General features: G+C 66.2%; 21 protein-coding genes. All 21 read left to right on the top strand.

Annotation, left to right across the window (positions count from 1 at the left end; genetic code table 11):
* Window positions 1–1,006: UDP-3-O-(3-hydroxymyristoyl)glucosamine N-acyltransferase (lpxD, locus tag K9L28_01400; protein MCF7934990.1), on the top strand; the 1,006-nt coding region annotated here is incomplete at its 5' end.
* Window positions 994–1,830, top strand: a complete 837-nt coding sequence (gene lpxC, locus K9L28_01395; protein ID MCF7934989.1) for a UDP-3-O-acyl-N-acetylglucosamine deacetylase — start codon at window positions 994–996, stop codon at window positions 1,828–1,830. The genes lpxD and lpxC, both read left to right, overlap by 13 nt.
* Before the next feature lie 40 nt (window positions 1,831–1,870).
* Window positions 1,871–2,314, top strand: coding sequence for a 3-hydroxyacyl-ACP dehydratase FabZ (gene fabZ, locus K9L28_01390; protein MCF7934988.1), 444 nt, complete (start codon window positions 1,871–1,873; stop codon window positions 2,312–2,314).
* Window positions 2,315–2,319: 5 nt separating this feature from the next.
* Window positions 2,320–3,138 carry an acyl-ACP--UDP-N-acetylglucosamine O-acyltransferase gene (gene lpxA, locus K9L28_01385; protein ID MCF7934987.1) on the top strand — a complete coding sequence of 273 codons (819 nt, stop codon included), beginning with the start codon at window positions 2,320–2,322 and terminating at the stop codon, window positions 3,136–3,138.
* Window positions 3,128–3,613 (top strand): HAD hydrolase family protein, encoded by a 486-nt coding sequence (locus K9L28_01380; GenBank protein ID MCF7934986.1) that lies wholly within the window; start codon window positions 3,128–3,130, stop codon window positions 3,611–3,613. Before lpxA ends, K9L28_01380 begins: the two co-directional genes overlap by 11 nt.
* Window positions 3,613–4,719, top strand: coding sequence for an LptF/LptG family permease (locus K9L28_01375; protein ID MCF7934985.1), 1,107 nt, complete (start codon window positions 3,613–3,615; stop codon window positions 4,717–4,719). Before K9L28_01380 ends, K9L28_01375 begins: the two co-directional genes overlap by 1 nt.
* A gap of 42 nt (window positions 4,720–4,761) precedes the next feature.
* A complete protein-coding gene (lpxI, locus tag K9L28_01370) occupies window positions 4,762–5,565 on the top strand; it encodes a UDP-2,3-diacylglucosamine diphosphatase LpxI (protein MCF7934984.1) in 804 nt (267 codons plus the stop codon).
* Entirely contained in the window at window positions 5,562–6,683 is a 1,122-nt protein-coding gene (gene lpxB, locus K9L28_01365; protein MCF7934983.1) for a lipid-A-disaccharide synthase, read from the top strand. The genes lpxI and lpxB overlap by 4 nt, the downstream gene beginning before the upstream one ends.
* A 17-nt stretch (window positions 6,684–6,700) precedes the next feature.
* Window positions 6,701–7,771: a hypothetical protein gene (locus tag K9L28_01360; GenBank protein ID MCF7934982.1), complete on the top strand. Its 1,071-nt coding sequence runs from the start codon at window positions 6,701–6,703 to the stop codon at window positions 7,769–7,771.
* Between the two features lie 88 nt (window positions 7,772–7,859).
* Complete coding sequence (locus K9L28_01355; GenBank protein MCF7934981.1) at window positions 7,860–9,569, top strand: ABC transporter ATP-binding protein/permease; 1,710 nt, start codon at window positions 7,860–7,862, stop codon at window positions 9,567–9,569.
* A complete protein-coding gene (gene lpxK / locus K9L28_01350) occupies window positions 9,562–11,811 on the top strand; it encodes a tetraacyldisaccharide 4'-kinase (protein MCF7934980.1) in 2,250 nt (749 codons plus the stop codon). The genes K9L28_01355 and lpxK overlap by 8 nt, the downstream gene beginning before the upstream one ends.
* Entirely contained in the window at window positions 11,808–12,560 is a 753-nt protein-coding gene (gene kdsB / locus K9L28_01345; protein MCF7934979.1) for a 3-deoxy-manno-octulosonate cytidylyltransferase, read from the top strand. The genes lpxK and kdsB overlap by 4 nt, the downstream gene beginning before the upstream one ends.
* A 1-nt stretch (window position 12,561) precedes the next feature.
* Window positions 12,562–13,425, top strand: a complete 864-nt coding sequence (kdsA, locus tag K9L28_01340; GenBank protein MCF7934978.1) for a 3-deoxy-8-phosphooctulonate synthase — start codon at window positions 12,562–12,564, stop codon at window positions 13,423–13,425.
* On the top strand, window positions 13,422–14,429 hold the full coding sequence (locus tag K9L28_01335) for a KpsF/GutQ family sugar-phosphate isomerase (GenBank protein ID MCF7934977.1): 1,008 nt from the start codon (window positions 13,422–13,424) through the stop codon (window positions 14,427–14,429). Before kdsA ends, K9L28_01335 begins: the two co-directional genes overlap by 4 nt.
* Entirely contained in the window at window positions 14,429–15,721 is a 1,293-nt protein-coding gene (locus K9L28_01330; GenBank protein MCF7934976.1) for a 3-deoxy-D-manno-octulosonic acid transferase, read from the top strand. The genes K9L28_01335 and K9L28_01330 overlap by 1 nt, the downstream gene beginning before the upstream one ends.
* 55 nt (window positions 15,722–15,776) lie before the next feature.
* Entirely contained in the window at window positions 15,777–16,937 is a 1,161-nt protein-coding gene (locus tag K9L28_01325; protein ID MCF7934975.1) for an iron-containing alcohol dehydrogenase, read from the top strand.
* 17 nt (window positions 16,938–16,954) lie between these two features.
* Complete coding sequence (locus K9L28_01320) at window positions 16,955–18,421, top strand: bifunctional heptose 7-phosphate kinase/heptose 1-phosphate adenyltransferase (protein MCF7934974.1); 1,467 nt, start codon at window positions 16,955–16,957, stop codon at window positions 18,419–18,421.
* A gap of 393 nt (window positions 18,422–18,814) precedes the next feature.
* Entirely contained in the window at window positions 18,815–20,263 is a 1,449-nt protein-coding gene (locus tag K9L28_01315; GenBank protein MCF7934973.1) for an S-layer homology domain-containing protein, read from the top strand.
* 100 nt (window positions 20,264–20,363) lie between these two features.
* Entirely contained in the window at window positions 20,364–21,140 is a 777-nt protein-coding gene (locus tag K9L28_01310; GenBank protein ID MCF7934972.1) for a hypothetical protein, read from the top strand.
* 38 nt (window positions 21,141–21,178) lie between these two features.
* On the top strand, window positions 21,179–22,138 hold the full coding sequence (gene pfkA / locus K9L28_01305; GenBank protein ID MCF7934971.1) for a 6-phosphofructokinase: 960 nt from the start codon (window positions 21,179–21,181) through the stop codon (window positions 22,136–22,138).
* A gap of 101 nt (window positions 22,139–22,239) precedes the next feature.
* Window positions 22,240–23,127, top strand: a complete 888-nt coding sequence (locus K9L28_01300) for a DUF4392 domain-containing protein (protein MCF7934970.1) — start codon at window positions 22,240–22,242, stop codon at window positions 23,125–23,127.
* The last annotated feature ends 3 nt before the right edge of the window (window positions 23,128–23,130 follow it).

The raw sequence follows: 23,130 nt of genomic DNA, 5'->3' as shown, positions 1-23,130 counted from the left end.
GGTCGGCGGTGTGGTTCGGGGAAAGGGGAGCCGCGTGGTCGCCGAGGTGGCGGCACCGCTGGATTGCGAGCAACCGGAAGCGCTGATAGTTGTCTGGGACAAGCGCTCCCGGCAGGATATCCATCCCGGAGAGGCGCTCTTCACGCGCCCCGGCTGGATACCTGAGGGTGAAGACGGCGTCGAATGCGATGCCCCCCGGGAACGTCTGCTCGATCTGCTCCCGCTCTTTGCCCCACGGCGGGGTGTCCCCAGTGGGATCCATCCTACCGCCGTGGTGCAGGAGAGTGCCTTTGTCCACCCGGAGGCCGTCGTTGGGCCCCAGTGTGTCGTCAGCGCCGGGGCCGTCCTTGCCGCAGGGGTGAACCTGGAAGCCCAGTGTTTTGTCGGCGAAAACGTCACAGTCGGCGCGGACAGCAGGCTGGAGCCGCAGGTGGTGCTCTATCACGATGTGGTGGTGGGCGAGAGGGTACTCGTGCATTCCGGGACTGTCATCGGCTGCGACGGCTTCGGTTTCCTGCAGGATGAGGAGGGGCGGCACCGGAAGATCCCGCAGATCGGCAACGTGGTTGTCGAGGATGAGGTGGAAGTCGGTGCCTGCTGTTCCATCGACCGTGCCACCATGGGTTCCACCAGGATCGGGCGCGGTTCCATCATCGACGATCATGTACATGTGGGACACAATGTGCAGATCGGCGAGCGCTGCATCCTGGTGGCCTTCGCCGGTCTTGCCGGAAGCTCGAAGCTGGGCGACGACGTGGTGATGGCGGCCCGCAGCGGCACGGCGCCGCATGTGCGTGTGGGGAGCGGCACATCCGTGACCGCCCTGTCGGGGGTCATGAAAGACACCCCCGAGGGGCTCACCCTTTCCGGCTTCCCGGCCAGGGACCACTGGGTGGACCATCGGGCCAGGGCCCATATCCGGCGTTTGCCGGAGTTCTCCAGGCGACTGCGCCAGCTGGAGGCGGAACTGAAACGTTTGAAAGGCGGGGAGTCGTGCGGGGAGTAGCGCTCTGCAGGCCCGTCACCCTCCGGGGCATCGGGGTGCACAGCGGTGGAGCGTCCACGGTGACCGTGATGCCCCCAACGGGACCCGGCATTGCCTTCCGATTCGGCGAGATGCGCTGCACACTGGGGGAGGCCGGGATGCCCCATGCCGAGCGGGGAACGGAGCTGGTGTTCTCCGGCGGCCGTCGGGTGCGTACCGTGGAACACCTCCTCGCCGCACTGACCGGACTGGGCGTGGACCATGCCGATATCGAGATCCGCGGCGGGGAGATCCCCATCCTCGACGGGAGCGCCCTGCCCTTTGTCCAGGCCTTTCGCGAAGCGGGGCTGTGCGAAACCGACCGGGAGAAGCCGGAGGAACTCGCCATTGCGATGCCCCTTGTGGTCGATGACCCGGCAGGCGACCGTTTTGTCGCCGCCTTCCCCGCGCCTTCGCTCCGGTTGACCTATATCCTGGAGTACGCCAACCCCCACATCGGTTGCCGGCGTGTGCGGCACGACATCGGGGAGACCGGGGCCTTTGTCCGGGAGATCGCCCCGGCGCGGACCTTCGCGCTGGAAGAGGAGGTGGCCGCCCTTCGTGGTCGATCCCTTGCGGTGGGCGGTGCCCTGGACAACGCCCTGGTGGTGGGGGAGGACGGACCGCTGAACCCCGGAGGATTCCGGATGGAAGGGGAATGCGTGCGCCACAAGATGCTTGATCTCCTCGGCGACCTTGCGTTGCTGGGCAGGGGGCTGAAGGCCCATGTGGTGGCCTGCCGGGCGGGCCATGGAACGCACAGAAGGCTTGTATCGAGATTGCGTCGTCTGACAGGGCGGCGCTGAACATCTGTAGAGGAGACCAAATCGAGGGGGCGGAAACGGTATGGTGGACATCAAGGGTATCATGGAGCATCTTCCCCATAGATACCCCTTTCTCCTTGTCGACAGGATACTGGAGATGGAAGAGGGGCATGTGGTGGGGGTCAAGAACGTCTCCATCAACGAACCCTTTTTTCAGGGACATTTCCCCGGAGAGCCGATTATGCCTGGAGTATTGATCCTGGAATCCATGGCGCAGGTGGCGGGGATGATGGTGGTACAGCTGCCCGGGGTAGCCGATCCGTTGATCTATCTGACAGGTGTCGAGCACGCCCGGTTCCGTCGGCCCGTGCGGCCCGGCGACCAGCTGACCACAGAGGCCTGGGTGATCAAATTCCGGGGCCGGGTCGGCAAGGTGGAGGCCAAAGCCACGGTGGACCAGCAGCTTGTTACCCAGACCAAGCTGAGCTTTGCGCTTTCGGAGCGAAAGCACGGCGGGGAGGAGTAGCCCCGATGACCGTCGAGGTGCATCCCTCAGCGCTGGTCTCGGCGCAGGCCGAACTGGCCGATGGCGTGTCCATAGGGCCCTATGCCGTTGTGGACGGCCACGTGCGGATCGGGGCGGGGACACGGATCGAAGCCTTTGTCCGCATCTGCGGGCACGTGACCATCGGGCGGGGATGCAGGATCTTCGAACACGCCACGATCGGACGGGAGCCGCAGGATCTGGACTTCCGGGGCGAATCGAGCCGGGTGATCATCGGAGATAGCGTAATCGTCCGCGAGAACGCGACGATACACCGGGCCTGCGGCGAGGGAAACAGCACCACCATCGGCGACGGCGCCATGGTCATGGAGGGTGTCCATGTGGGGCACAACTGCACCATTGGCGACAGGGCGACGCTGGTCAACAAGGTGGGGCTGGCGGGGTATGTCGCCGTGGGTCCCGGGGCTGTGCTCGGCGGCATGAGCGGCGTACATCAGTTTGTCCGGGTCGGAAGGCTCTGTATGGTGGGCGGTCTCTCCAAACTGGTCAAGGATGTGCCCCCCTTTACGCTGATCGACGGGCATCCCGGACGGATCTACGGGATCAACCGTGTGGGGCTCAAACGGCAGGGATACAGCTCCGCGAGCCGGGACGCCATCCGGCGCTTCTACCGGCGGCTGAGCACCTCGCCGCTCCCGATGCGTCGGGCCGTTGCGGAGCTGGACACCGCGGAGGCGCGGGCGGACCAGTCGCTGCGGGAGATCCTGGATTTCTTTGGTTCCTCCACACGGGGGATGACCCCCTGGGTGGGCAGGGGCAGAAAGCGGGATCGCGATGACGGTTAGGCTCTTCGCCATGGATGTGGACGGCACGCTCACCGACGGCACGGTGCTGCTCTCCGGCGGAGGAGAGGAGATGAAGGCCTTCCATGTCCGCGACGGATTCGGACTGGTACGGCTCGGAAGAACCGGCGTGGTCCTGGCCTTTATCAGCGGGCGTCCCTCCCCTGTCACCGAACGGCGCGCCGGGGAACTGGGCGTCCAGTACTGCAGCAACGGCGTCCGCGACAAACTGGGCGAGCTGCGGCGTATTGCCGGAACGGTGGGCTGCGGCGCCCCGGAAACGGCCTATATCGGCGACGATCTCACCGATATCCCCTGCATCCGCTGGGCCGGTATCGGCGGGGCCGTCGCCGATGCGGAACAGGCGGTCAAACAGGCGGCCGATGTGGTGGTCACCCGGCGCGGCGGCCATGGCGCCGTCCGCGAGATGGCCGATTATCTCTATGCCCTCGCGGAGCAAGGCGGAACGGGGTCCTGATGGCGCGGCGGCGACTCTGGAGGATGCTCGACAGCTACATACTGCAGGAGATGGCGGGGCCGCTGCTGTTCGGCATTCTTGCCTTTACGGTGCTCTTTGTGGCCGGGGGCATCCTCTTTGACGTAGCAGACCTGATCATCGAGCGGGGTGTCTCCCTCTGGGTAGTGACACGGCTCTTTCTCTACCGGCTTCCCGAGGTCGTGGGCACCATCCTCCCCATGGCGGCGCTGCTGTCGGCGCTGCTGAGCTTCAGCACCATGTCGGCACAGAGCGAGATTGTGGCGCTCAAGGCCTCGGGGATCTCCTTCCAGCGCATTGTGCGGCCCGTTATCATCGTGGCGGTGCTGCTTTCCATGCTCTGCTTTCTCTGGAACGAAAGCGTGGTTCCGCTGAGCTACCGTGCGGCGGAGAACCTGATGAACGCCGAGGTGCGGAACCAGCGTCCCTCGCTGATCAAGGAGCGGATCTTCCTGCGGCAGGAGGAGGAAGGCGAGCTCAAGCGCGTGATGTACGTGGAGAAGCTCAAGCCCAGGGTGGGCACCATGGAGCGCATCCTGATCCAGGAGTTCGACGGGGGGCGCCTGCGCCGGATCCTCCAGGCCAAAAAGGGCAGCTGGGACGGTTCGGTGTGGAGGTTGCGCCAGGGCAAGGTCTATCAGGTCTCGCCCGAAGGGACGGTATCGCTGATGCTGACCTTCGAGACCCAGGAGATCCCCTTGCGGCTCTCGCCGGAGCAGCTGGAGCGTTCCAGCCGGGATCCGGACAAGATGGGCATCGCGCAGCTCATCAACGAGATCGCCATCGTCTCCGCCAAGGGCGGGAGCACCAGAAAGCTCTTTGTCTATCTCCACATGCGCATTGCCTTCCCCTGGGCGGCGGTGGTGCTGGCTCTGGTGGGGGCGACACTGGGCGTGCGTTCCCACCGCGGCGGAACGGGCATCGGCCTTGGTCTGAGTATCCTGGTCGCCTTTGCCTACTATGTGGTGATGTCCTTCAGCAGGGCCTTTGCGCTGGCCGGATTTATCCCGGCCGCGGTGGGTGCCTGGACACCCTTTGTCCTCTTTCTGCTGCTGGGCGGTTTTCTGGCGAAGCGGGCCAACCGATAGCCGGAGGGAAGAGCGAAACCCCGTGATGGAGGAGCGATTGCGATGCGTACAACCATAGGCTTGATCGCCGGGGAAGGAAGACTTCCGGTGGCGGTGGCCAGGCGGGTCGCCGAACGAGGGGACAGCCTGGTGGTGGTCGGCATAGGCGCCGACAGCGACGTCGCCGCCTGTGCCGATCACGTTGTGCCCCTCGAAGGGATCGACTTTCCGCAGGTAATGGCAGCGTTCCATGCCTGGGGTGTGCGGCAGGTGGTGATGGCCGGGCGGGTGCCCAAGGGGCTCATGTTTGCCTCCGGGGCGCACGACGCCACTGCGGAGGCGGTGCTCCACCACGGCGGATCCAACGACGACCATACGCTTCTGGGCCGGATCGTCGCTGTCATTGAAGGACAGGGATTCCCTGTGGCGGGATATCGGGAGATCGCCGGCGATCTCTTTGTCCCTCTCGGGTACCGGGCGGGGCGGAATCCGACGGACCGGGAGCTGGAAGACTGTCGCTACGGGCGGGAGATCGCCGCGCAGATCCTGGGCCTCTCCTTCGGACAGACCGTGGTGGTGGCCGACAGGGCCGTTCTGGCGGTTGAAGCTATGGAGGGGACCGATGCCGCCATCCGCAGAGCCGGCCAGTTCGGGAGCGGAGGCGGCACCGTGGTGAAGATGATGCGCCCCGACCAGGACGAACGCTTCGATATCCCCGTGGTGGGGCTCGATACGCTGCAGGCGATGCACGAGGCTGGGCTGAGCTGTCTGGCTGTGGAGGCGGGGCGGACCATCGTCCTGGACAGGGAGCGGATGGAACGCTTTGCCGACGACCAGGGGATAGCCCTCCTGGGGATCCAGCGGTGAGCCTCTTCCTGAGTTGCGGCGAGCCCTCCGGAGACGCCTATCTCTCCCACCTTGCCGCAGCGCTTCGGGAGATGGGGGTCTCCTCGCGGCTGGAGGGCATGGTGGGTCCCCGGGCGCAGGAAGCCGGGGTCAGGCAGCTCTGGGACTGTGAAGCGCAGAATGTCGTGGGGCTCACCGAGGCGATCTCCGTGATCCCCGCGCTCCTCCGGATCCGCAGGCAGATGGCGGAATGGGTCCGTACAGACGAGCCGGAGGCGGTGGTGGTGGTGGACAGCCCGGATTTCCACCTTCCTCTGGCCAGGGCGGTTCGGCGCGCCGGATACAGGGGCCCCCTCGTCTACCTGATCCCCCCCACATTCTGGGCCTGGCGTCCGGGTCGGCTGAAGCCGCTCCGCCGGTATGTCGACTGCTGTCTGCCGCTGTTCGCCTTCGAACACCGTTTGCTCCTCGACGAAGGGGTGCCAAGCCGCTATCTCGGCCACCCCCTCCTGGAGGAGCGGAGCCCTGCCCCCCGTCCCCCCCAGGCGCCTCTCAAGCGTATCGCCCTTCTCCCCGGGAGTCGCCGGAGCGAGGTGCGTCGTCTCGGGCCGCTTCTGACGGAGGTGGGGCGCCGTCTGCAGCGGGAGGGCTATGCCCCGGTGCTCTCGGTGAGCCCTTCCCTGGCAGCGGAGGACCGGGAGAGACTCTCCCGCAATGCCGGATCGCTGCCGCTCTGGGAGGGACCCGGACGGGAGCTGATCGCCTCTTCCGATATGGTTGCCGGAGCGAGCGGGACGGCCGCCGTGGAAGCCCTCCTGGCCGACCGGTTCATGGTCGTGGCCTACACGATGAGCCCCCTTACGGCCTTTCTGGCACGCCCTCTGATCAAAACACCCTATGTCGCCATGCCCAACATCCTTGCCGGGGAGAGGCTGTATCCGGAGTACACCCAGGGCGAGGCCACACCGGAGGCCCTGGTGGATGCCCTGAAACGCTATGCCGGCGACGACGCCTACCGGCGACGAATCCATGCCGGGCTCGCCGAAGCGAGGAAACAGATGGGTTCCCCCGGCGCCTACCGTTTCTGGGCCGAGACGATCTGTTCGCTGACTGGTGCATGCGTCCCCTCCTGCTCCTAGTCAACGGCCCAGGAGAGATGTGGGGCTGGGTGCGGCCGCTGCTGCAGGCCTACAGGGTCCGGGGGGTTCCTCTGCGGATCCGTCTTCTTCCCTGTCCCTTCGCTTCCGGTTCGGAACGCCCTGTCCTGCAGGGGATCACCGATGCGCCGGTGGAAGGGCCGGAAGGGTTCGTTTCCTTTCTCGCCGCCCCCGGAAGGGCGATCTCGGGGGTGGTGCAGCTCGGCGGCGATCTGCTGGTGGGCCGCTGGATCGCCGGGCGTTGCGGTGTGCCGCTCTGCTGTTACACCTACGGATACAAAAAGGGCCTGCAGCGTTGCACTCAGGTCTTTACCGCCTACGCGACAATGGCCCAATGGCTGGCCGGCCGGGGTGTCAGGGCCGAGGTGGCGGGCGATCTGGTGCGCGATGCGCTGGCCTGCGACGAGGGCCCGCCGCCCTGGAAGGAACCGGATGCCTGGCGGGTTGTCTTCTTCCCCGGGAGCAGAGCGGATATCCGCAGGGCCTCGCTCCCCTATCTCGGCGAGACGGCCTCGCGGTTGCGCGCACGCCGGGAGGCCGTGGAGATCGCGACGCTGCTTTCTCCGTTCTCGGCCAGAGAAGAGTGGCGGCGCTGGGATGCCGAGGGTCTCAATCCCACTGCCTCCGGAACGGGACGGGTTCTGGAAGGGGCCGACCTGGCCGTCACCCAGCCGGGGACCAACACCCTGGAGCTGATGCAGTCCGGCGTTCCCTTTGTTGTGGCGGTGCCGGAGCGCTTTTTCGCCATGATCCCCCTGCCTGGAGTCGCCGGATTCCTGACGGGACTGCCCATGATTGGTGCTCCGTTGCGGAGGAGGGCTCTTGACCGGATCAGGAGGCGGGGGTATGTTGCGTGGCCGAACAGGATTGCGGGCGAGCCGCTCGTGCCTGAGATGGTCGGGGCTGTCGAACCTGAGGACCTGGCCCGGGCCGTCGCCGCGCTGCTCGATGTCCCGGAACGAATGCGGCGGGTCCGTACCCGCTTTGCCGAGCTGCGGAGGGACGCCTCCACCGGCAGCGACGGCCCCGCCGCTATGATTGCGGAACGGACAAAGGAAATGGTGATGTAACGTGAACACATTGCAAAATGGGGTCTATGCCCGCCTCCTCTATTGGGCCAGACCCTACGCGAAGCGCATCGTTCTGGCCGTCATCTGTATGATCCTCGCTTCGGTCTGCGGCATTCTGCCCCCCTGGATCCTGAAAAACGTGGTGGACGAGGTACTTATCGGGAAGGATCTCGCGGTCCTCAACATGCTGGCTGTGGCCATGGTGGTGCTGTATTTTCTGAAGGCCCTCTTCACCTTCGGCCAGCGGTACCTGATGACCTGGGCGGGGCAGCGGGTGATCCTGGATCTCCGGGTCCGCCTCTACGACCATGTGCAGCGGATGTCGCTGCGCTATATCAACGGCAGGCGCGTGGGCGAACTGATCTCCCGGGTGACCAACGACGTGAACGTCCTCCAGGATGTGGTGACCCGCGTCGCCGTCGAGCTGGTGGTGCAGTGTGTCACCGTGGTCGGCATGCTGGGCTTTCTCGTCTATATCAACTGGAAGCTCGCCCTGGTTGCGCTGGCGGTGATGCCCGGTGCGGCGCTGCTGATCAACGTGACCTCGAAGAAACTCCGGAAGGTGGGCCACGAGATCCAGGAGCAGGTGGCCAATCTGGCGTCGCTGGCCCAGCAGGCCATCGCCTCGCTGCGGATCGTCCACGCCTTCGCTACGGAGGATCAGGAGCTGGAGCGCTTCCGTATCCAGAACAACATCAATTTCCGGGCCCTCATGCGGGGTACCAGGCTCGACGCGGCTCTGGGCGGCGCTGTTGAGGTGGTGGTGGTCATCGCCCTGTCGATCATCCTCTGGCTGGGGGGGCGTTTCGTGGTGGAAGGCGCCCTCACGCCCGGCGAGCTGATCGCCTTTCTGGGCTACCTCGGTCTGCTGGTGCATCCCATCCGTATCGTCGCCCGCTCCATCGGGAAGATCCAGCAGGGCCTCGCTTCGGGGGACCGGATCTTTTCGCTTCTGGACAGCCCCAGCGAGATCGCCTCTCCCCGGAACGCCGTGACACTCCCCAGACTCTCCGGGGAGATCCGCTTCCAGAACGTGCACTTCGCCTACGAGTCGGAACAGTGGGTGCTCTCCGGTGTGGATCTCCACGTGCGCGCCGGGGAGACGGTGGCCATTGTCGGGGTCACCGGCTCCGGCAAATCGACCCTGGCGGATATGGTGCCGCGTTTTTTCGATCCCCAGATCGGAGGGGTTTCCGTGGACGGCTACGATTTGCGCGATGTGGATCTCCACAGCCTCCGCAGACAGATCGGCATTGTACCGCAGGATCCCGTTCTGCTGAAAGGCAGTATCGGGTTCAACATCGGTTACGGCCTCCCGGAGGTCCGGAGCGAACAGCTGGAGGAGGCGGCCCGCATCGCCGGGATCCACGAGTTCATCGCCTCGCTCCCCAGAGGCTACCTCACCGAGGTGGGCGAACGCGGCGTCACGCTCAGCGGCGGCCAGCGGCAGCGGATCGCCATCGCCCGGGCGATCATCCGGGACCCGGCAATCCTCATCCTCGACGAGGCGACCTCCTCGCTGGACGCCGCCGTGGAGGTGCAGATCCAGTCGGCCATGCAGAAGGCCACCGAGGAGCGCACCTCCCTGGTGATCGCCCACCGGCTTTCCACGGTGCGCGGTGCCGACCGGATTGTGGTGCTCCAGGAGGGGGCCGTTATCGAGGAGGGAACCCATGGCGAGCTGATGCGCTGCGGCGGGGTCTACAACGGGCTCTACAGGCTGCAGCTCGGCCACGCCGAAGAGGCGGAAACGGAGGAGCCCGAGGGGCGCAAAGGGGTCCCGACGACCGGTGGGTAGGTTGCAGCGGCACTTCCTGGACTATGCCTCCGGAAGAGTCCACCATTCTCCCTGGTGTCTGATGGCACCTCTGGGATGGATCGTGGATGGCTGCTCGCGGATCCGCAACGCCTGTTACGATCACGGACTCCTCTCCCAACGGGAACCGATATTGCCGGTGATCAGCGTCGGCAACCTCACCCTGGGGGGCACCAACAAAACGCCCTTTGTGGCCTTTGTGGTGACGGCTCTCCGGGAAACGGGGCTGCGGGTCGGAATCGTCAGCCGCGGATACAGCGGCACGGCGGCCGGGGTTGCGGTGATCAGCGGCGGAAAGGGGAAGAGATCGGAGGTGGGCGACGAGCCTCTGCTGCTTTCCGCCTCCTTTCCATCGGTCCCGGTGGCTGTGGCGGTGGACCGGATGGCGGCGGTGGCCGCCCTTGCCGAAGAGGGCTGCGACATCGTCGTGGCGGACGACGCATTCCAGCACAGAAAGATGGACCGAGACCTGGACATCGTCCTTGTGGACGCCACCTGTCCCTTCGGCAACGGCAGGCTCTTCCCTGCGGGGGTGCTCCGCGAGCGTCCTGCGGCGCTGCGGCGCGCCGATCTGGTTGTGCTGACCAAGACCGATCTCGTAGAGCCTCCGGCGCTTGACGCGATCAAACGTCGGGTGCGTCGGTATGTCCCCGAAGAACGGCTTTTCTGTTCGCGACTGGAGTTCGCCGGCTGGAAGCAGTGGGGCGGCGACTCCCATGCCGCGCCGCACCTCGGGACGCCTGTCTGGGTCTTCTCGGCCATCGGCAGCCCCGACAGCTTTCAGACGACTTTGGAGCGGCGAGGGGTGCGCATCGCCGGAACGACCTTCTTCCGGGACCACCACCGGTATACCGCCTGGGATCTGCGCAGCCTGGAGCGATCCGCAGGGAATGCGGGCTGCGGTGCACTGGTCTGCACGGAGAAGGATCTCTTCAACCTGCCGGGCGATCTGCGGCTCTCGTTCCCTTTGTGGTATCCCCGGGTCCAGGCGACGGCAGAGGACGAAGGCCGCTTTCTCAAACAGGCGCTGCAGCAGCTCCGTCCCCGCTATATCGTGGCCTCCAACGGCTACGGAGAGGACGCCATCGGGGCGCAGCTGGCCCGGACACTCCGGCGCCGCCTTCCCGAGGCGGCGGTGGAGGGCTTTACCCTGGTCGGCAGAGGCGAGGCCTATCGGAACGAGGGGATCCCCCTGCGTTCGCCCCCTGCGGAGACCCCCAGCGGCGGTGTCCTCAAATACAGCCTGCGGGCGCTTCTGCAGGATCTCCGCAGCGGCCTGCTCCGGCAGATCGCCCGACAGCTGCGGGCCTGGAAGGCACTCCGGGGGAGAACGGGAATGGTGGTCTGTGTCGGTGACGTCTACCTCCTGCTGCACACCCTCTGGGGACAGGGCAAGAACCCCCTGCTGGTGGCCACCGCCAAGAGCGAACGCCTCGGGGGGTACTGGCGGCTGGAACGGTGGTTGCTCCGCCGCCGTACGCCTCTGGTGTGGACCAGAGACAGGGAGACCCGCGATGACCTGATTGCGGCGGATGTGCCCACCCGCTATAGGGGGAATCCGGTGATGGATCTCGTTACGGAGGAAGCGGAAGGGCACCCCCCCGAATGGCCCGGCGGGAGCGGGCGGCGGGTCCTGCTCCTCCCGGGGAGCCGCCGCCGGGCTCTGCAGGATCTTGGGCTGCTGCTGGAGACGGCCGCCGAGCTTCAGGCGAGGGTGTCCACCACCTTTGTCATGGTGCGTGCCCCCACGATCTCCCTTGATGAGGTGCTGCGCACCGCCGCCGGAATGGGGTGGCGTGGTGATGACGGAAGGCTCTCCAACGCCGCCGGGGTGTCCATAACGCTCTGCGGCGGCAGCGTTGCGCGGGCGGCCAGAGAGGCGGAGATCGTCATCGGTCTCGGCGGAACGGCGAATCAGGTCTGCGCCGGCCTGGGTCTCCCGGTGGTGTCGATCCGGGAGAAGGGCAAGGAGGTGCAGAAAAAGCTGCTCCGCGATGCCGAGGTGCTGGTGCCGCGGAGCGCACGCCGACTCGCCGTGGAGACCGCAGCCATTCTCGGTGATCCCGAGCGTTTCCGGGCCATGGCCCGGAGCGGGCGCACCCAGATGGGCGGCCCGGGAACGCTGGACGACGTTGCCGACTATCTGGCCGGCGACCTGGGCGGTGCGGTGCGCTGCCGGGTCTTCCGGCGATTGAAGATATGGGAGAGAGGAGATGAGCCATGAAGACGCTGGCGGTGATACCGGCGCGTTACGCCAGCACCCGGCTCCCCGGCAAGCCTCTGGTTTCCATCTGCGGCGTGCCGCTGGTGGTGCGGGTCTTGCTGCAGATGCAGGCCTGTCCTTCTGTGGATCGGGTGCTGGTGGCCACCGACACCGAGGCCATCCGTGAGGCCGTCGAAACGGCCGGAGGCGAAGCGGTGATGACCCCCGCGGATCTCGCCACGGGGGGGGATCGGGTGGCCTGTGTGGCGGAACGCCTGGAGGAGCAGTACGACCTGATCCTCAATGTACAGGGTGACGACGCCCTGGTGGCGTCCGACCTGGTGGAGCCCCTCATCGCTTCCTTCGCCCCGCAGGAGGCTCCGCTGGGCGTCCTGGTCAGGGAGATCGAACAGGAAGCGGACCGTGAGGACCCCAACGTGGTGAAGGTGGTCTTCGGGGCCTCGATGCAGGCGCTCTACTTCAGCCGTTGTCCCATCCCCTATCCACGGGGGACCGGTGTTGCCTGGTACAAACATATGGGGCCCTACATCTTTCGCCCCTGGTTTCTCCGGCGGTTTACCGCCCTGCCGGCCACCCCGCTGGAGCGTGCCGAAAGTCTGGAACAGCTGCGGGTTCTGGAACACGGCTACGGTATCCACTGCACCCGGGCGCCGCGGGACAGCATCTCCGTCGACACCGCCGAGGATGTGGCGGCCTGCGAGGCCTACATCGAGCGCAACGGCGATCCGCTCGCCGGAAGGGAGGCGTAACATGGTAGCACCTGTACATGTGGGCGGGCTCGCCGTCGGTGCGGATCGGCTGACGGTGATCGCCGGCCCCTGTGCCTTTGAATCCCTGGAGATGGGGCTGGAGGTGGCCCGGAAGGCGAAGGAGACATGTCGGCGGCTGGGGATGCAGTACATCTTCAAGGCCTCCTTCGACAAGGCCAACCGCACCTCCGTGGAGAGCTACCGAGGGCCCGGCATGGAGCAGGGCCTCGCCTGGCTCGCCGCGGTGCGGGAGCAGGTGGGCGTGCCGGTGGTGACGGATATCCACGAACCGGGCCAGGCGCAGGCTGTGGCGGAGTGCGTCGATCTGCTGCAGATCCCCGCCTTTCTCTGTCGGCAGACCGATCTGCTTCTCGCGGCGGGCCGTACCGGCCTGCCGGTGCAGGTGAAAAAGGGCCAGTTCGTCTCCCCGGCCGACATGGAACGCGTGGCGGCCAAGGTGGCCTCCACCGGCAACAGCGGCCTCCTGCTCTGCGAGCGGGGCACCTTCTTCGGCTACAATCAGCTGGTGGTGGACTTCCGGGGCCTGGTGGCCATGCGGCGGTTCGGCTATCCCGTGGTCTTCGACGCCACCCACAGCGTCCAGCGGCCCGGCGGGGCGGGCGGCACCAGCGGCGGCGACCGGCAGTACATCCAGGCGCTGACCCGGGGTGCCGTGGCGATCGGGGTGGACGCCCTCTTTCTGGAGACCCATCCGGAACCGGACCGGGCAAGGAGCGACGGCCCCAACATGGTGCCCCTCCCCCGGCTCGACGCGCTGCTGGGGGAGGTCGCCGCCGTGGGCGCCGTGACACGGCGGCTGGGCTTTGCAGATCCCCGCTGGTTGGAAGGAGGCGGAACGGAATGACGCCACTGCCGAGAGAACGGGAAGGCAACCAGATCGCCCCGGAGAGCCTCCTGGACGTGGGAGTCAAGGTGCTCTCCCAGGAGGCCCGGGAGCTCCACAGGGCCTCCAGACGGATCGGCGACGAAATGGTGGAGGCCGCCCGATACGTCCACCAGTGCCGGGGGAGACTGGTGGTCACCGGCATGGGCAAGTCGGGCCTCATCGCCAGGAAGATCGCCGCCACCTTTGCCTCCCTGGGAACGCCGGCGGTCTTTCTCCATGCCGCCGAGGGCTCCCACGGCGACCTGGGGATGGTCTGCAGGGAAGATGTAGGCTTTTTCCTCAGCCAGAGCGGCGAGACCCGGGAGGTGCTGGAGCTGCTCCCCTACTTCCGGCGCCTGGGAGCCCCGGTGATCGCCATGACCGGCGGCCTGCGGTCCCGTCTCGCCAGGGACGCCGACGTGGTGCTGGACTGCTCCGTCTCCCGCGAGGCCGACCCCCTGGGCCTGGCCCCCACCAGCAGCACCACCCTGCAGCTCGCTCTGGGCGACGCCCTGGCCGGGATGGCCACGGAGCTCCTGGGACTCCGACAGGAGGACTTCGCCCTCTTCCATCCCGGCGGCGCTCTGGGCCGGCGGCTGCTGCTGCGGGTGGCCGACCTGATGGGCGGCGGGGAGCGGCTCCCTGTGGTGCGGGCATCCGCCCAGGTGCGGGAGGCGCTCTTCGAGATCACCAGCAAGGGCTACGGCGCCACCGCCGTGCTTGACGACCAGGAGACGCTGCGCGGTGTCTTCACCGACGGCGATCTCCGGCGTCTCATGGAAGACCGCGGCAACGAGGCGCTCTCCCTGCCCATGCACGAGGTGATGACCCTGGCGCCCGCCACCATCGGGCCGGATCGGCTGGCCGCCGAGGCGGTGCTGGCCATGAACAAAAAGAAGATCACCGTGCTGCTGGTGATGGAGGAGGGGCGTCTGGTGGGCATCCTCCATCTCCACGCGCTGCTGGAAGCGGGGGTCGCCTAGTGGGGCTCCGCTCCGGCGCCTGTGGTGTGCTCTACCGGACGGCGGTACCGGTGGCGTATACCCTGGCCTACCCCTGGCTGGCCCGCCGCTACCGTATCGGCCTGGCGGAGCGGCGGGGATTCTACGACGAAGACGTGCGGCGCCTGGGCGGAAAACACCCCCTGTGGGTGCACGCCGTTTCCGTCGGGGAGGTGCAGGCGGCGGCGCCGCTGCTCGCCGCCGCCAGGGCCGGGGGCGCCCCGCCGCTGCTGCTCTCCACCACCACGCCCACAGGGAAACGGATGGCCGAAACCCTGTCCGCAGGGACGATGGACCGCCACATCTACTACCCCTGGGATGTCCCCCGGATCGTGGACCGCGCGCTTGCGGCGCTGCAGCCCCGCTGTTATGTGGCGATGGAAACCGAGATCTGGCCCCATCTCCTGCAACGCCTCCAGCGGGCCGGTATCCCCGCCTTCATGGCCAACGGCAGGATGAGCGACGCCGGCTTTGCCCGCTACCGGCGGTGCAGGCCCTTTGTGGCGCGGCTGCTGGAGAGCTTTACCCTGCTGATGGTGCGTTCTTCCCTGGATCGGGAGCGCTTTCTCCAGCTGGGCGCGCCGCCGGAACGGGTGCACGTCACCGGCGACTGCAAGGTGGAGGCGATCCTCAACCGCCGGGAGGCGGCGCGGAGCAGCCCGGAGATCCTGGGCGTGCGCAGGACGGCCGGCCCGGGGCCGCTGTTCGTCGCCGGGAGCACCCATCCCGGAGAAGACGCTGTGGTGCTCGATGCCTTTGCATCGCTCAAGGCAAGGCGGAGCGATGCCAGACTGGTGCTGGTGCCCCGTCACCCCGAACGGGCTGAGGGTGTCCTGGAGCAGGCCCGTGCCTGCGGGACGGCCCGGCTCCTTTCCAGGATGACACCGGGCTGGGAGATCCTGGTGGCGGACCAGGTAGGCGTCCTCTTCGGGCTCTACTCCCTGGCCTGCGGCGCCTTCATCGGCGGCAGCCTTGTCCCGCCCCGGCAGGGGCAGAACATCCTGGAGCCCGCTGTCTGGGGGGTGCCCGCGGTCCACGGGCCGAACATGGCCAATTTCGCCGAGCACACCCGGCGGCTTGACGAGCTCGGCGCCGCCTGGACGGTTTCGGACAGCGCCGATCTGGCCGGTGCGATGGAGATCTTTGCCGCCGGGGAGTCTTCCACCGTTGCAGGCAAGAGGGCGATGGAGTATGTTAGCGCTATCGGCGGGGCGGCCACGGCCGCCTGGCGGATGATTGCGGAGTGTCTTGAGAGAGAGCGGCCCCGGCTGTAGGCGACGGATGTCCCTGGACAGCGGGCCGGCAGCATCACAAAGGAGGAGTATGCCGATGTTTATGGAGATGACCGTCCCCGGAAAGGTGACCTTCGGACAGGGGGCCCTGCAGCAGACGGCCCGCATTGTCCGTACCCTGGGGGTAGAACGCACTGTACTGGTGACCAACAGTTCGATGGAGGAGCTTGGCACCGCCGACCAGCTTGTCGGGATCGTCGAGGAAACCGGCGCCGACTGCTGTGTCTATTCCGGCGTCAAGGCCGCCCCAACGACGGAGAGCACCGACGCCGTCGCCGAGCTGGCACGGGAGAACGACTGCCGGCTGGTCCTGGGTCTGGGCGGCGGCAGCTGTCTCGATGTGGCCAAGGTGGTGAGTGTGCTGCTCACCAACGAAGGGTCTGCGTCCGCCTACTACGGTCGCAACCTTCTGCCCAACCCGGGTGTGCCCACCGTCATGATCCCCACGACCGCCGGCTCGGGCGCCGAGGCCTCGCCGACGGCCCGTCTGGTGCGGCAGAGCGACGGCAAGAAAAAGAGCATCACCGACAGCAGTCTGCTGCCGGCCTACACGCTGCTGGATCCGGATCTGCTGGTCTCCCTCTCGCCGGAGCTTACCGCCTCTACCGGCATGAGCGCCCTGGCCAACGCCATCGAGGCCTACGGCAGCAAGTACGCCACCGTCTTCAGCGACGTCTTTGCCGAAGAGGCCCTGGGGCGGTTCGCCCGGAACCTCCGGGCGAGCTACTGCAGCCCCGACGATATGGAAGCCAGAACCGAGATGCTGCTCGCCGCCTACTACGCCGGTCTGGCCGCCGCCAACAGCAGCCCCGGCCTGGCCTCGGCGCTGGCCCAGGCCCTGGAGACCAGATACCAGCTCCGGCACGGCATCGCCCTTGCGGTGATGCTCCCCATCGTGACGGAGTTCAACACCCATGCCGCACCGGAGCAGTACGCCCTGACAGCCGATATGCTGGAGAGCGGGATCGACGAAGGACCCCTGCGCGATCAGGCCCTCGCCTGCTCCGAAGCACTGGAGGAACTGGTGATGGATCTGGATCTCCCTGCAGGACTGGAGGAGCTGGATATCGAACCCGACGACGAGGCGCTCCAGGAGGTGGCGAGGATGGCCATGGAGAACGAAGAGGCCATCTCGGGCAACCCCCGCGAGGTTTCCCTGGAGGCCTGCATGGCCATCCTGCGGGAAAGCCTGCTGTAGGCGACTGGTGCCTGGCGATGCCGGCTGAAGCATTCCAGATCATCGAGAGCATCCAGGGGCTGCCGGTGCTGGTGATCGGCGACGTGATGCTCGACACCTACTACCAGGGGACCGCAGGGCGCATCTCTCCGGAGGCCCCCGTGCCGGTGGTGCGGATCGACGGGGAGCACCACGTGCCCGGCGGCGCAGGGAATGTGGCGTTCAACCTCGCCCGGCTGGGCTGTTCGGTCTCGCTGGCCGGGCTGGTGGGCGACGACGAACCCGGTGGGGTGCTCCGCACCCTCCTGGACGAAGCGGGGATCGACAGCAGCGGACTGTACGCCGCGCCGGGGCCGACGACGCGCAAGACCAGGGTGCTGGCCGCCACCCAGCATCTGGTGCGTATGGATGTGGAAGAGCGCCGGGGTCTCGCCGCAGGACAGATGGAATCCTTCGCGGCCTCCCTGTCCCGCCTCTTCGCCGGCGTGGCCGTTGTGGTGCTCTCCGACTACGGCAAGGGCCTCTGTGACGACGCGCTCTGCCCTCTGGTGATCGAGCAGTGTCGCGGACGGGGCATCCCCGTTCTGGTGGACCCCAAGGGGGAGGACTGGGAGCGCTACCGCGGCGCCGCCATGGTGACCCCCAACCTGGGTGAGCTCTCCCTGGCCGCCGGAGACGCAGTGCCCAACGACGACAGCGCCGTGGCCGCCACGGGGGAGCTGGTGCGGGAGCGGTACGACCTCTCCCGCCTGCTGGTCACACGCTCCGGCGCCGGGATGAGCCTCATCGGGCCCGAGGGAGCGCAGCACCGGCACACCGAAGCAAGGGAGATCTCCGATGTCTCCGGTGCCGGCGACACCGTCGCCGCCGTCATGGCCGGCGCCCTCGGGGCGGGGCGGGATCTCTCCGTCGCCATGCTGGCGGCCAACCGGGCCGCCGGTATCGTGGTGGGCAAGGCCGGCACCTACGCCGTCAGCGCTGAGGAGCTCAAACGTGAACTCCGTGTCCATCCCGAGGAGGGCCGTCTGACGGAACCCTTCTCCGCCGCCGTGGCCGCCGACTGGGACGATGCCCTGGGACAGGTGCAGCGCTGGCGGCGGTGCGGCTTCCGGGTGGCCTTCACCAACGGCTGTTTCGATCTGCTCCACCCCGGACACATCGACTGCCTTGCCGAGGCCCGGAGGATGGCCGACCGGCTTGTGGTGGCCGTCAACAGCGACAGCTCGGTACGGCGGCTCAAGGGGCCGGACCGTCCGCTGCAGGACCAGCAGTCGCGGGTCAAGGTGCTCTCGGCGCTTGCTGCGGTGGATATGGTGGTGGTCTTCGACGGGGACACCCCCGCCGAGCTGGTGCGGCGGCTGCGTCCCGATGTGCTCGTCAAGGGGGGCGACTACAGACCCGACGAGGTGGCCGGGGCGGAGAGCGCCGACAGTGTGGAGATCGTCCCCTTCGTGCAGGACCACTCCACCACCGACCTGGTGGAGCGGATCCGGTCGCGCCGGTAGCGGTCTCCGTGCTGACAGGAAGGATCGCGGCCAATCCAGGTATGCACGGAGGCGCGGAGATGGTAGGATAGGCGATGCTGGAGCGGGGAACGGGAAGGAAGCCGCAAGACAGCATGGAATTGGGTCTTTTGGCTTATTGTGTGCCCGCTATTTTACGGATACCATACGGATAGTGCGAGAGACAACGCATCTTGACAAGGCTTCCAACACCGCTGTGACCCCCGAAGGCAGGAAAGGAGGTGCAGTGACCCCCAGCCAACACGGGCGAGCGGTATCAGGAAGACGGACCTGGCATGCGACCACAGAGGGCGAGTGGAAGGAAACGTGGAGACTTCCATAGGTGCCCCCAGGGAAGCAGCAGGCCGTACATACAGAACAAGGGGGTTACACATTATGAAGAAACTTGTTGTACTGCTCACAGCAGTCATGGTCGTGGCCTTTGCGGCCCCGGCCTTCGCGGCCAATCCCTTCATGGACGTACCCATGAACCACTGGGCCTACGACGCCATCAGCCAGCTGGCTGCCAAGGGCGTTGTCAACGGCTATCCCGACGGCACCTTCCGCGGCAATCAGCCCATGACCCGCTACGAGATGGCCACCATCGTCGCCCGAGCCCTCGCCGTCGTTGACATGGACAAGGCGAGCAAGCAGGACGTCGAGATGCTCAAGAAGCTCGTCGTCGAGTTCAAGGACGAGCTGGACGCACTGGGCGTCAAGGTTGACGATCTCGACGAGCGCGTCGCCGTACTCGAAGAGGACATCGGCGGCTGGACTTTCTGGGGCGAGCTGCGTTCCGACTGGAAGTTCGCCGATCAGGCGAACGGCACCTACACCGAAGGCGACACCGACATCGTAGGAACGCGCTATCGTCTCTGGATGCGCAAGTATGTGGACGACAAGGTGACCTTCACCGGCCGGATTACGGGCGAGGATGCAACGTGGTCCCGTTTCAACGTGACCATCCAGATGCCCTGGGACATCGAGGCTACCATCGGTAAGATGTACTGGTGCTGGGGCTGCAATGCCGGTCTTTACAACGACTGGGATACCTGGTTCGACGACAACACCCGCTACGGTGCCCTCTTTACGAAGGACTTCGGTCTGGGTACCGCCAACCTGTACGTCACCCACACCGAGGATGGCACGGCAGGCGCGCAGGATCTCTATGACTATGCCCTGCGTTTCAACTTCGACATCAACGAGAAGATGCGCTTCGCCGCCATGTACCGCGGACGTCAGTACGACGACGAGAACGCCGCTCTTGCCGACGGCGCCAATCCCGAGAACCAGTGGAATATGATGGAAGCCGACTTCACGGTCAACTTCACGCCCGATGTGGCGATGAAGGGTGCCTACATGGTCAAGGACATCGACTACATTGGTGCCATGCCTGCCGGTTTCGAGGACAGCCCCGCCGGTTACAAGGCGATCCTGGATGTCGGTCAGGACACGCTGCGGTTCACCAGCGCCTGGCTCGAGTACGGCCACATGGATGGAAACTTCACCACCGATATCCAGCCGATCGGTTGGGTGAGCTCTGCCGCGTACGATGTCTTCACCACCGGCGGCAGCAGCACCGGTTTCGACCGGAACTACGGCTACGGCTATCTGAACCAGCAGTGGACCGACAAGTTCAGCACCTTCCAGCGGTATGCCAGCATTGAGGTCGACCGCGCAGGCGACTACGACCTCGCCAACCTCGGTGCAGGCATGAAGTACTGGTACACGCCGAACATGTACTTCGAGCTCTACTACGGCGACTGGGACTACGGTGATGCCATCAATGCCGCCGGCACGCCCGACGACAATGTTGTCCGCCTCCGTACCCGCGTCTACTTCTAAGTAATACTGAACAAAAAAACGGGAGACTTCGGTCTCCCGTTTTTTTTTGTGCCGTTCTCTGTATAATGGTGGGGATTCCAAGAATGAGGGAGGATGTTCTATGTTGAGGCTCTTTCGGAGCGTACCGGGAGTCGCGCTTCTGTTGGGCGTGGTGACCCTGATGAGCGGATGGTTGCCTGCTGCCGAAGCGGCGAACCCCGAGCAGGTCATCGGCAGGTGGGAGAAGGAGCAGGAGTTTGTGGGGCCGGACCATATCCAGGAGTTGGATATCACCGCCACATACATGAGCGGCGAGTACATCCAGGCACTGGTCCAGAAGGAGGCGGAGAAGCACCTCTGGACGGAGGACGAGATGGAATCCTACAAGTACGAGCTCTTCCAGACCCTTCGGCTTGAAGAGACGATTCCGCTGCGTATCCAGTTCAAGGTTCGTGGTTCATCGCTCCATTTGGCTCCGTTCAAGCGACAGCTTGCATTGTGGATTGACAATACGAAGCTGAAACCCATCGAGGTCGATGGGCGCTTCAACTTCCCCATCGATGACAGTCAGGAAGGCTATGTGTATTTCCCCCGGAATAACCCGGAGACCGGCGAGTCCTATCTCGAGGGAGCCAAACGGGCCAAACTGGTCCTCAACAAGAATATCCACTCTACGACAATGGGGAAAACGGTTGACTTCCTCTGGGACATTCACCGCGACGATCCGACCAAGCTCTTTGAAGGCAAGGCCGCCCGGCAGCTGGAGACGGACCGTCTGCTGAAGCGCCTGGAGAAGCTCAACAAAAAGAAAAAGGAGCTGGAACAGGAGCTGAAGGGGATCTACGATGAGATCTACCAGATCGAGCAGCGTCTCGACGAGCTGCAGAAGGGTTCGTAGATCTCTGTGGGGGATGCTGTCGTGAAGGGGGGAGCCCGATGCAGCGCATAGCTGTGTTGACCAGCGGCGGCGACGCGCCGGGGATGAATGCCGCCGTCCGTGCCGTCGCCCGCACCGGGATCTACCACGGCGTGGAGGTCGTGGGGGTACAGCGGGGATTCGAAGGTCTCCTGGAAGGGGACGTGGTCCCTCTGACCAAGAGCTCCGTGGGGGGGATCATCCACCGCGGGGGCACCATCCTCCGCACGGCGCGCTGCGCACGGTTCAAGCAGCCCGAGGGCGTCAACGAGGGGCTCCAGCAGTTGAAAAAGATGGACATCGACGGTCTGGTGGTCATCGGCGGCGACGGCTCCTTCAAAGGAGCGGCGAAGCTGGCCGAAAAGGGCTATCCCGTGGTGGGCGTGCCGGCCACCATCGACAACGACATCGCCGGGACCGACGAGACCATCGGCTTTGACACCGCCGCCAACACGGCGCTCCATGCGGTGGTGAATCTCCGCGACACGGCCAGCAGCCACGACCGGCTCTTTATCGTGGAGGTGATGGGGCGCGAGGCGGGCTTCCTGGCCCTCTATGTGGGTGTGGCCAGCGGGGCGGAGTATGTGGTGATCCCCGAGGTGCCCTTCAGCATGGGCAAACTCTGTGATAAACTGCACTATGCCAAGACAAGGGGGAAGACCCACTCCCTCATCATTCTCGCCGAAGGCGTCATGCCGGCACACGATCTGGCGGCGCAGATCCAGGATACCGCCGGCTACGACGCGCGGATCACCGTGCTGGGGCATATCCAGCGCGGCGGCGCGCCGACGGCCCGGGACGCCATCCTCGCCTCCCGTCTCGGTGCCTTCGCCGTGGAGGAGCTGCGCGACGGCCGGAGGGGTGTCATGGCGGGGTCGATCTGTGGGGCCATGCAGTCCAGCGCGCTTTCCACCGCCTGGGAGACCAAGAAGTACCTCCCGCCGGAGCTCTTCGGCCTTGTCGATTCGCTGAGTATCTAAAAAAGGAGCGCGACGGCGTCGCCGGAACGGTTTGGGGCGGCGGAGCCGGGTGAGGCCCCGCCGCACACAGAAGGGACGCCGCCTCCGGAGAGGAAGACGGTATGGCCGAGACAATCCGGCGGACCACGGAGAACAGGGGGAGGCTGAGGGAGGCAGCCCGGCGGCTGACCGCACTGTTTGCCTCCAATATGCCGAAACGGGAGCTCTCCAGGCTCGCCAGACCGGAACAGTGGCGTGCGGCGGCGGACCTGCTGGCCGCCGCGGAGCGTCCGGTGCTTGTGACGGGGTTCTTTGTGCCCGAGGCGGAGGCGCCGGAGACCGACGGACCACCCGGCGCGATGGTGCTGGCCGATACCCTCCGGCGCCTGGGGAAGAGCCCCCAGCTGGTGACCGACGCGTTCTGCCGGCAGGCGGTGGAGCCTGCGGCCGTATCGCTGTACGGCCTTCCCCTGCACTGTGCGGCCGATGCAGAAGATGTGCTTGCCCTCCGTCCCGATGCACTGGTCTTCATCGAGCGGGTGGGTCGGGCCGGCGATGGCCGCTACTACAATATGCGGGGTCGCGATATCTCCTCCTGGACGCCGCCCCTGGACGACGCGGCCGCGGAGGCCGCCGGAAGAGGGATCCCCGTGGTCGCCATCGGGGACGGCGGGAACGAGGCGGGGATGGGCTGTTTCCGCAGGGCGTTGCCCGGCCTGATCCCCCGTTTCGCCGGGTTCTGCAGCGTGGTGTCCGCCGATGCCCCGCTGCCGGTGGATGTCTCCAACTGGGGCGGCTACGGACTGGCCGCCCTGCTTGCGCTGATGGAAGACGATACAGATGCCTTTGTGCATTCGCCGGAAGGCGAAGGGTGCCTTCTGGAAGCCCTGGTGGATGCCGGCTGTGTGGACGGCGTGTCGCTGCGGCGGGAACCCTCGGCGGATGGCTATCCCCTGGAGGTGCACCAGGAGTGTGTGGCGCACCTCCAGGGGATCGTTACGGGAACCTGACGG

The sequence above is a fragment of the Synergistales bacterium genome (genome assembly GCA_021736445.1).
GTDB lineage: Bacteria > Synergistota > Synergistia > Synergistales > Aminiphilaceae > JAIPGA01.
This window is presented reverse-complemented; position numbering and strand designations above follow the sequence as displayed.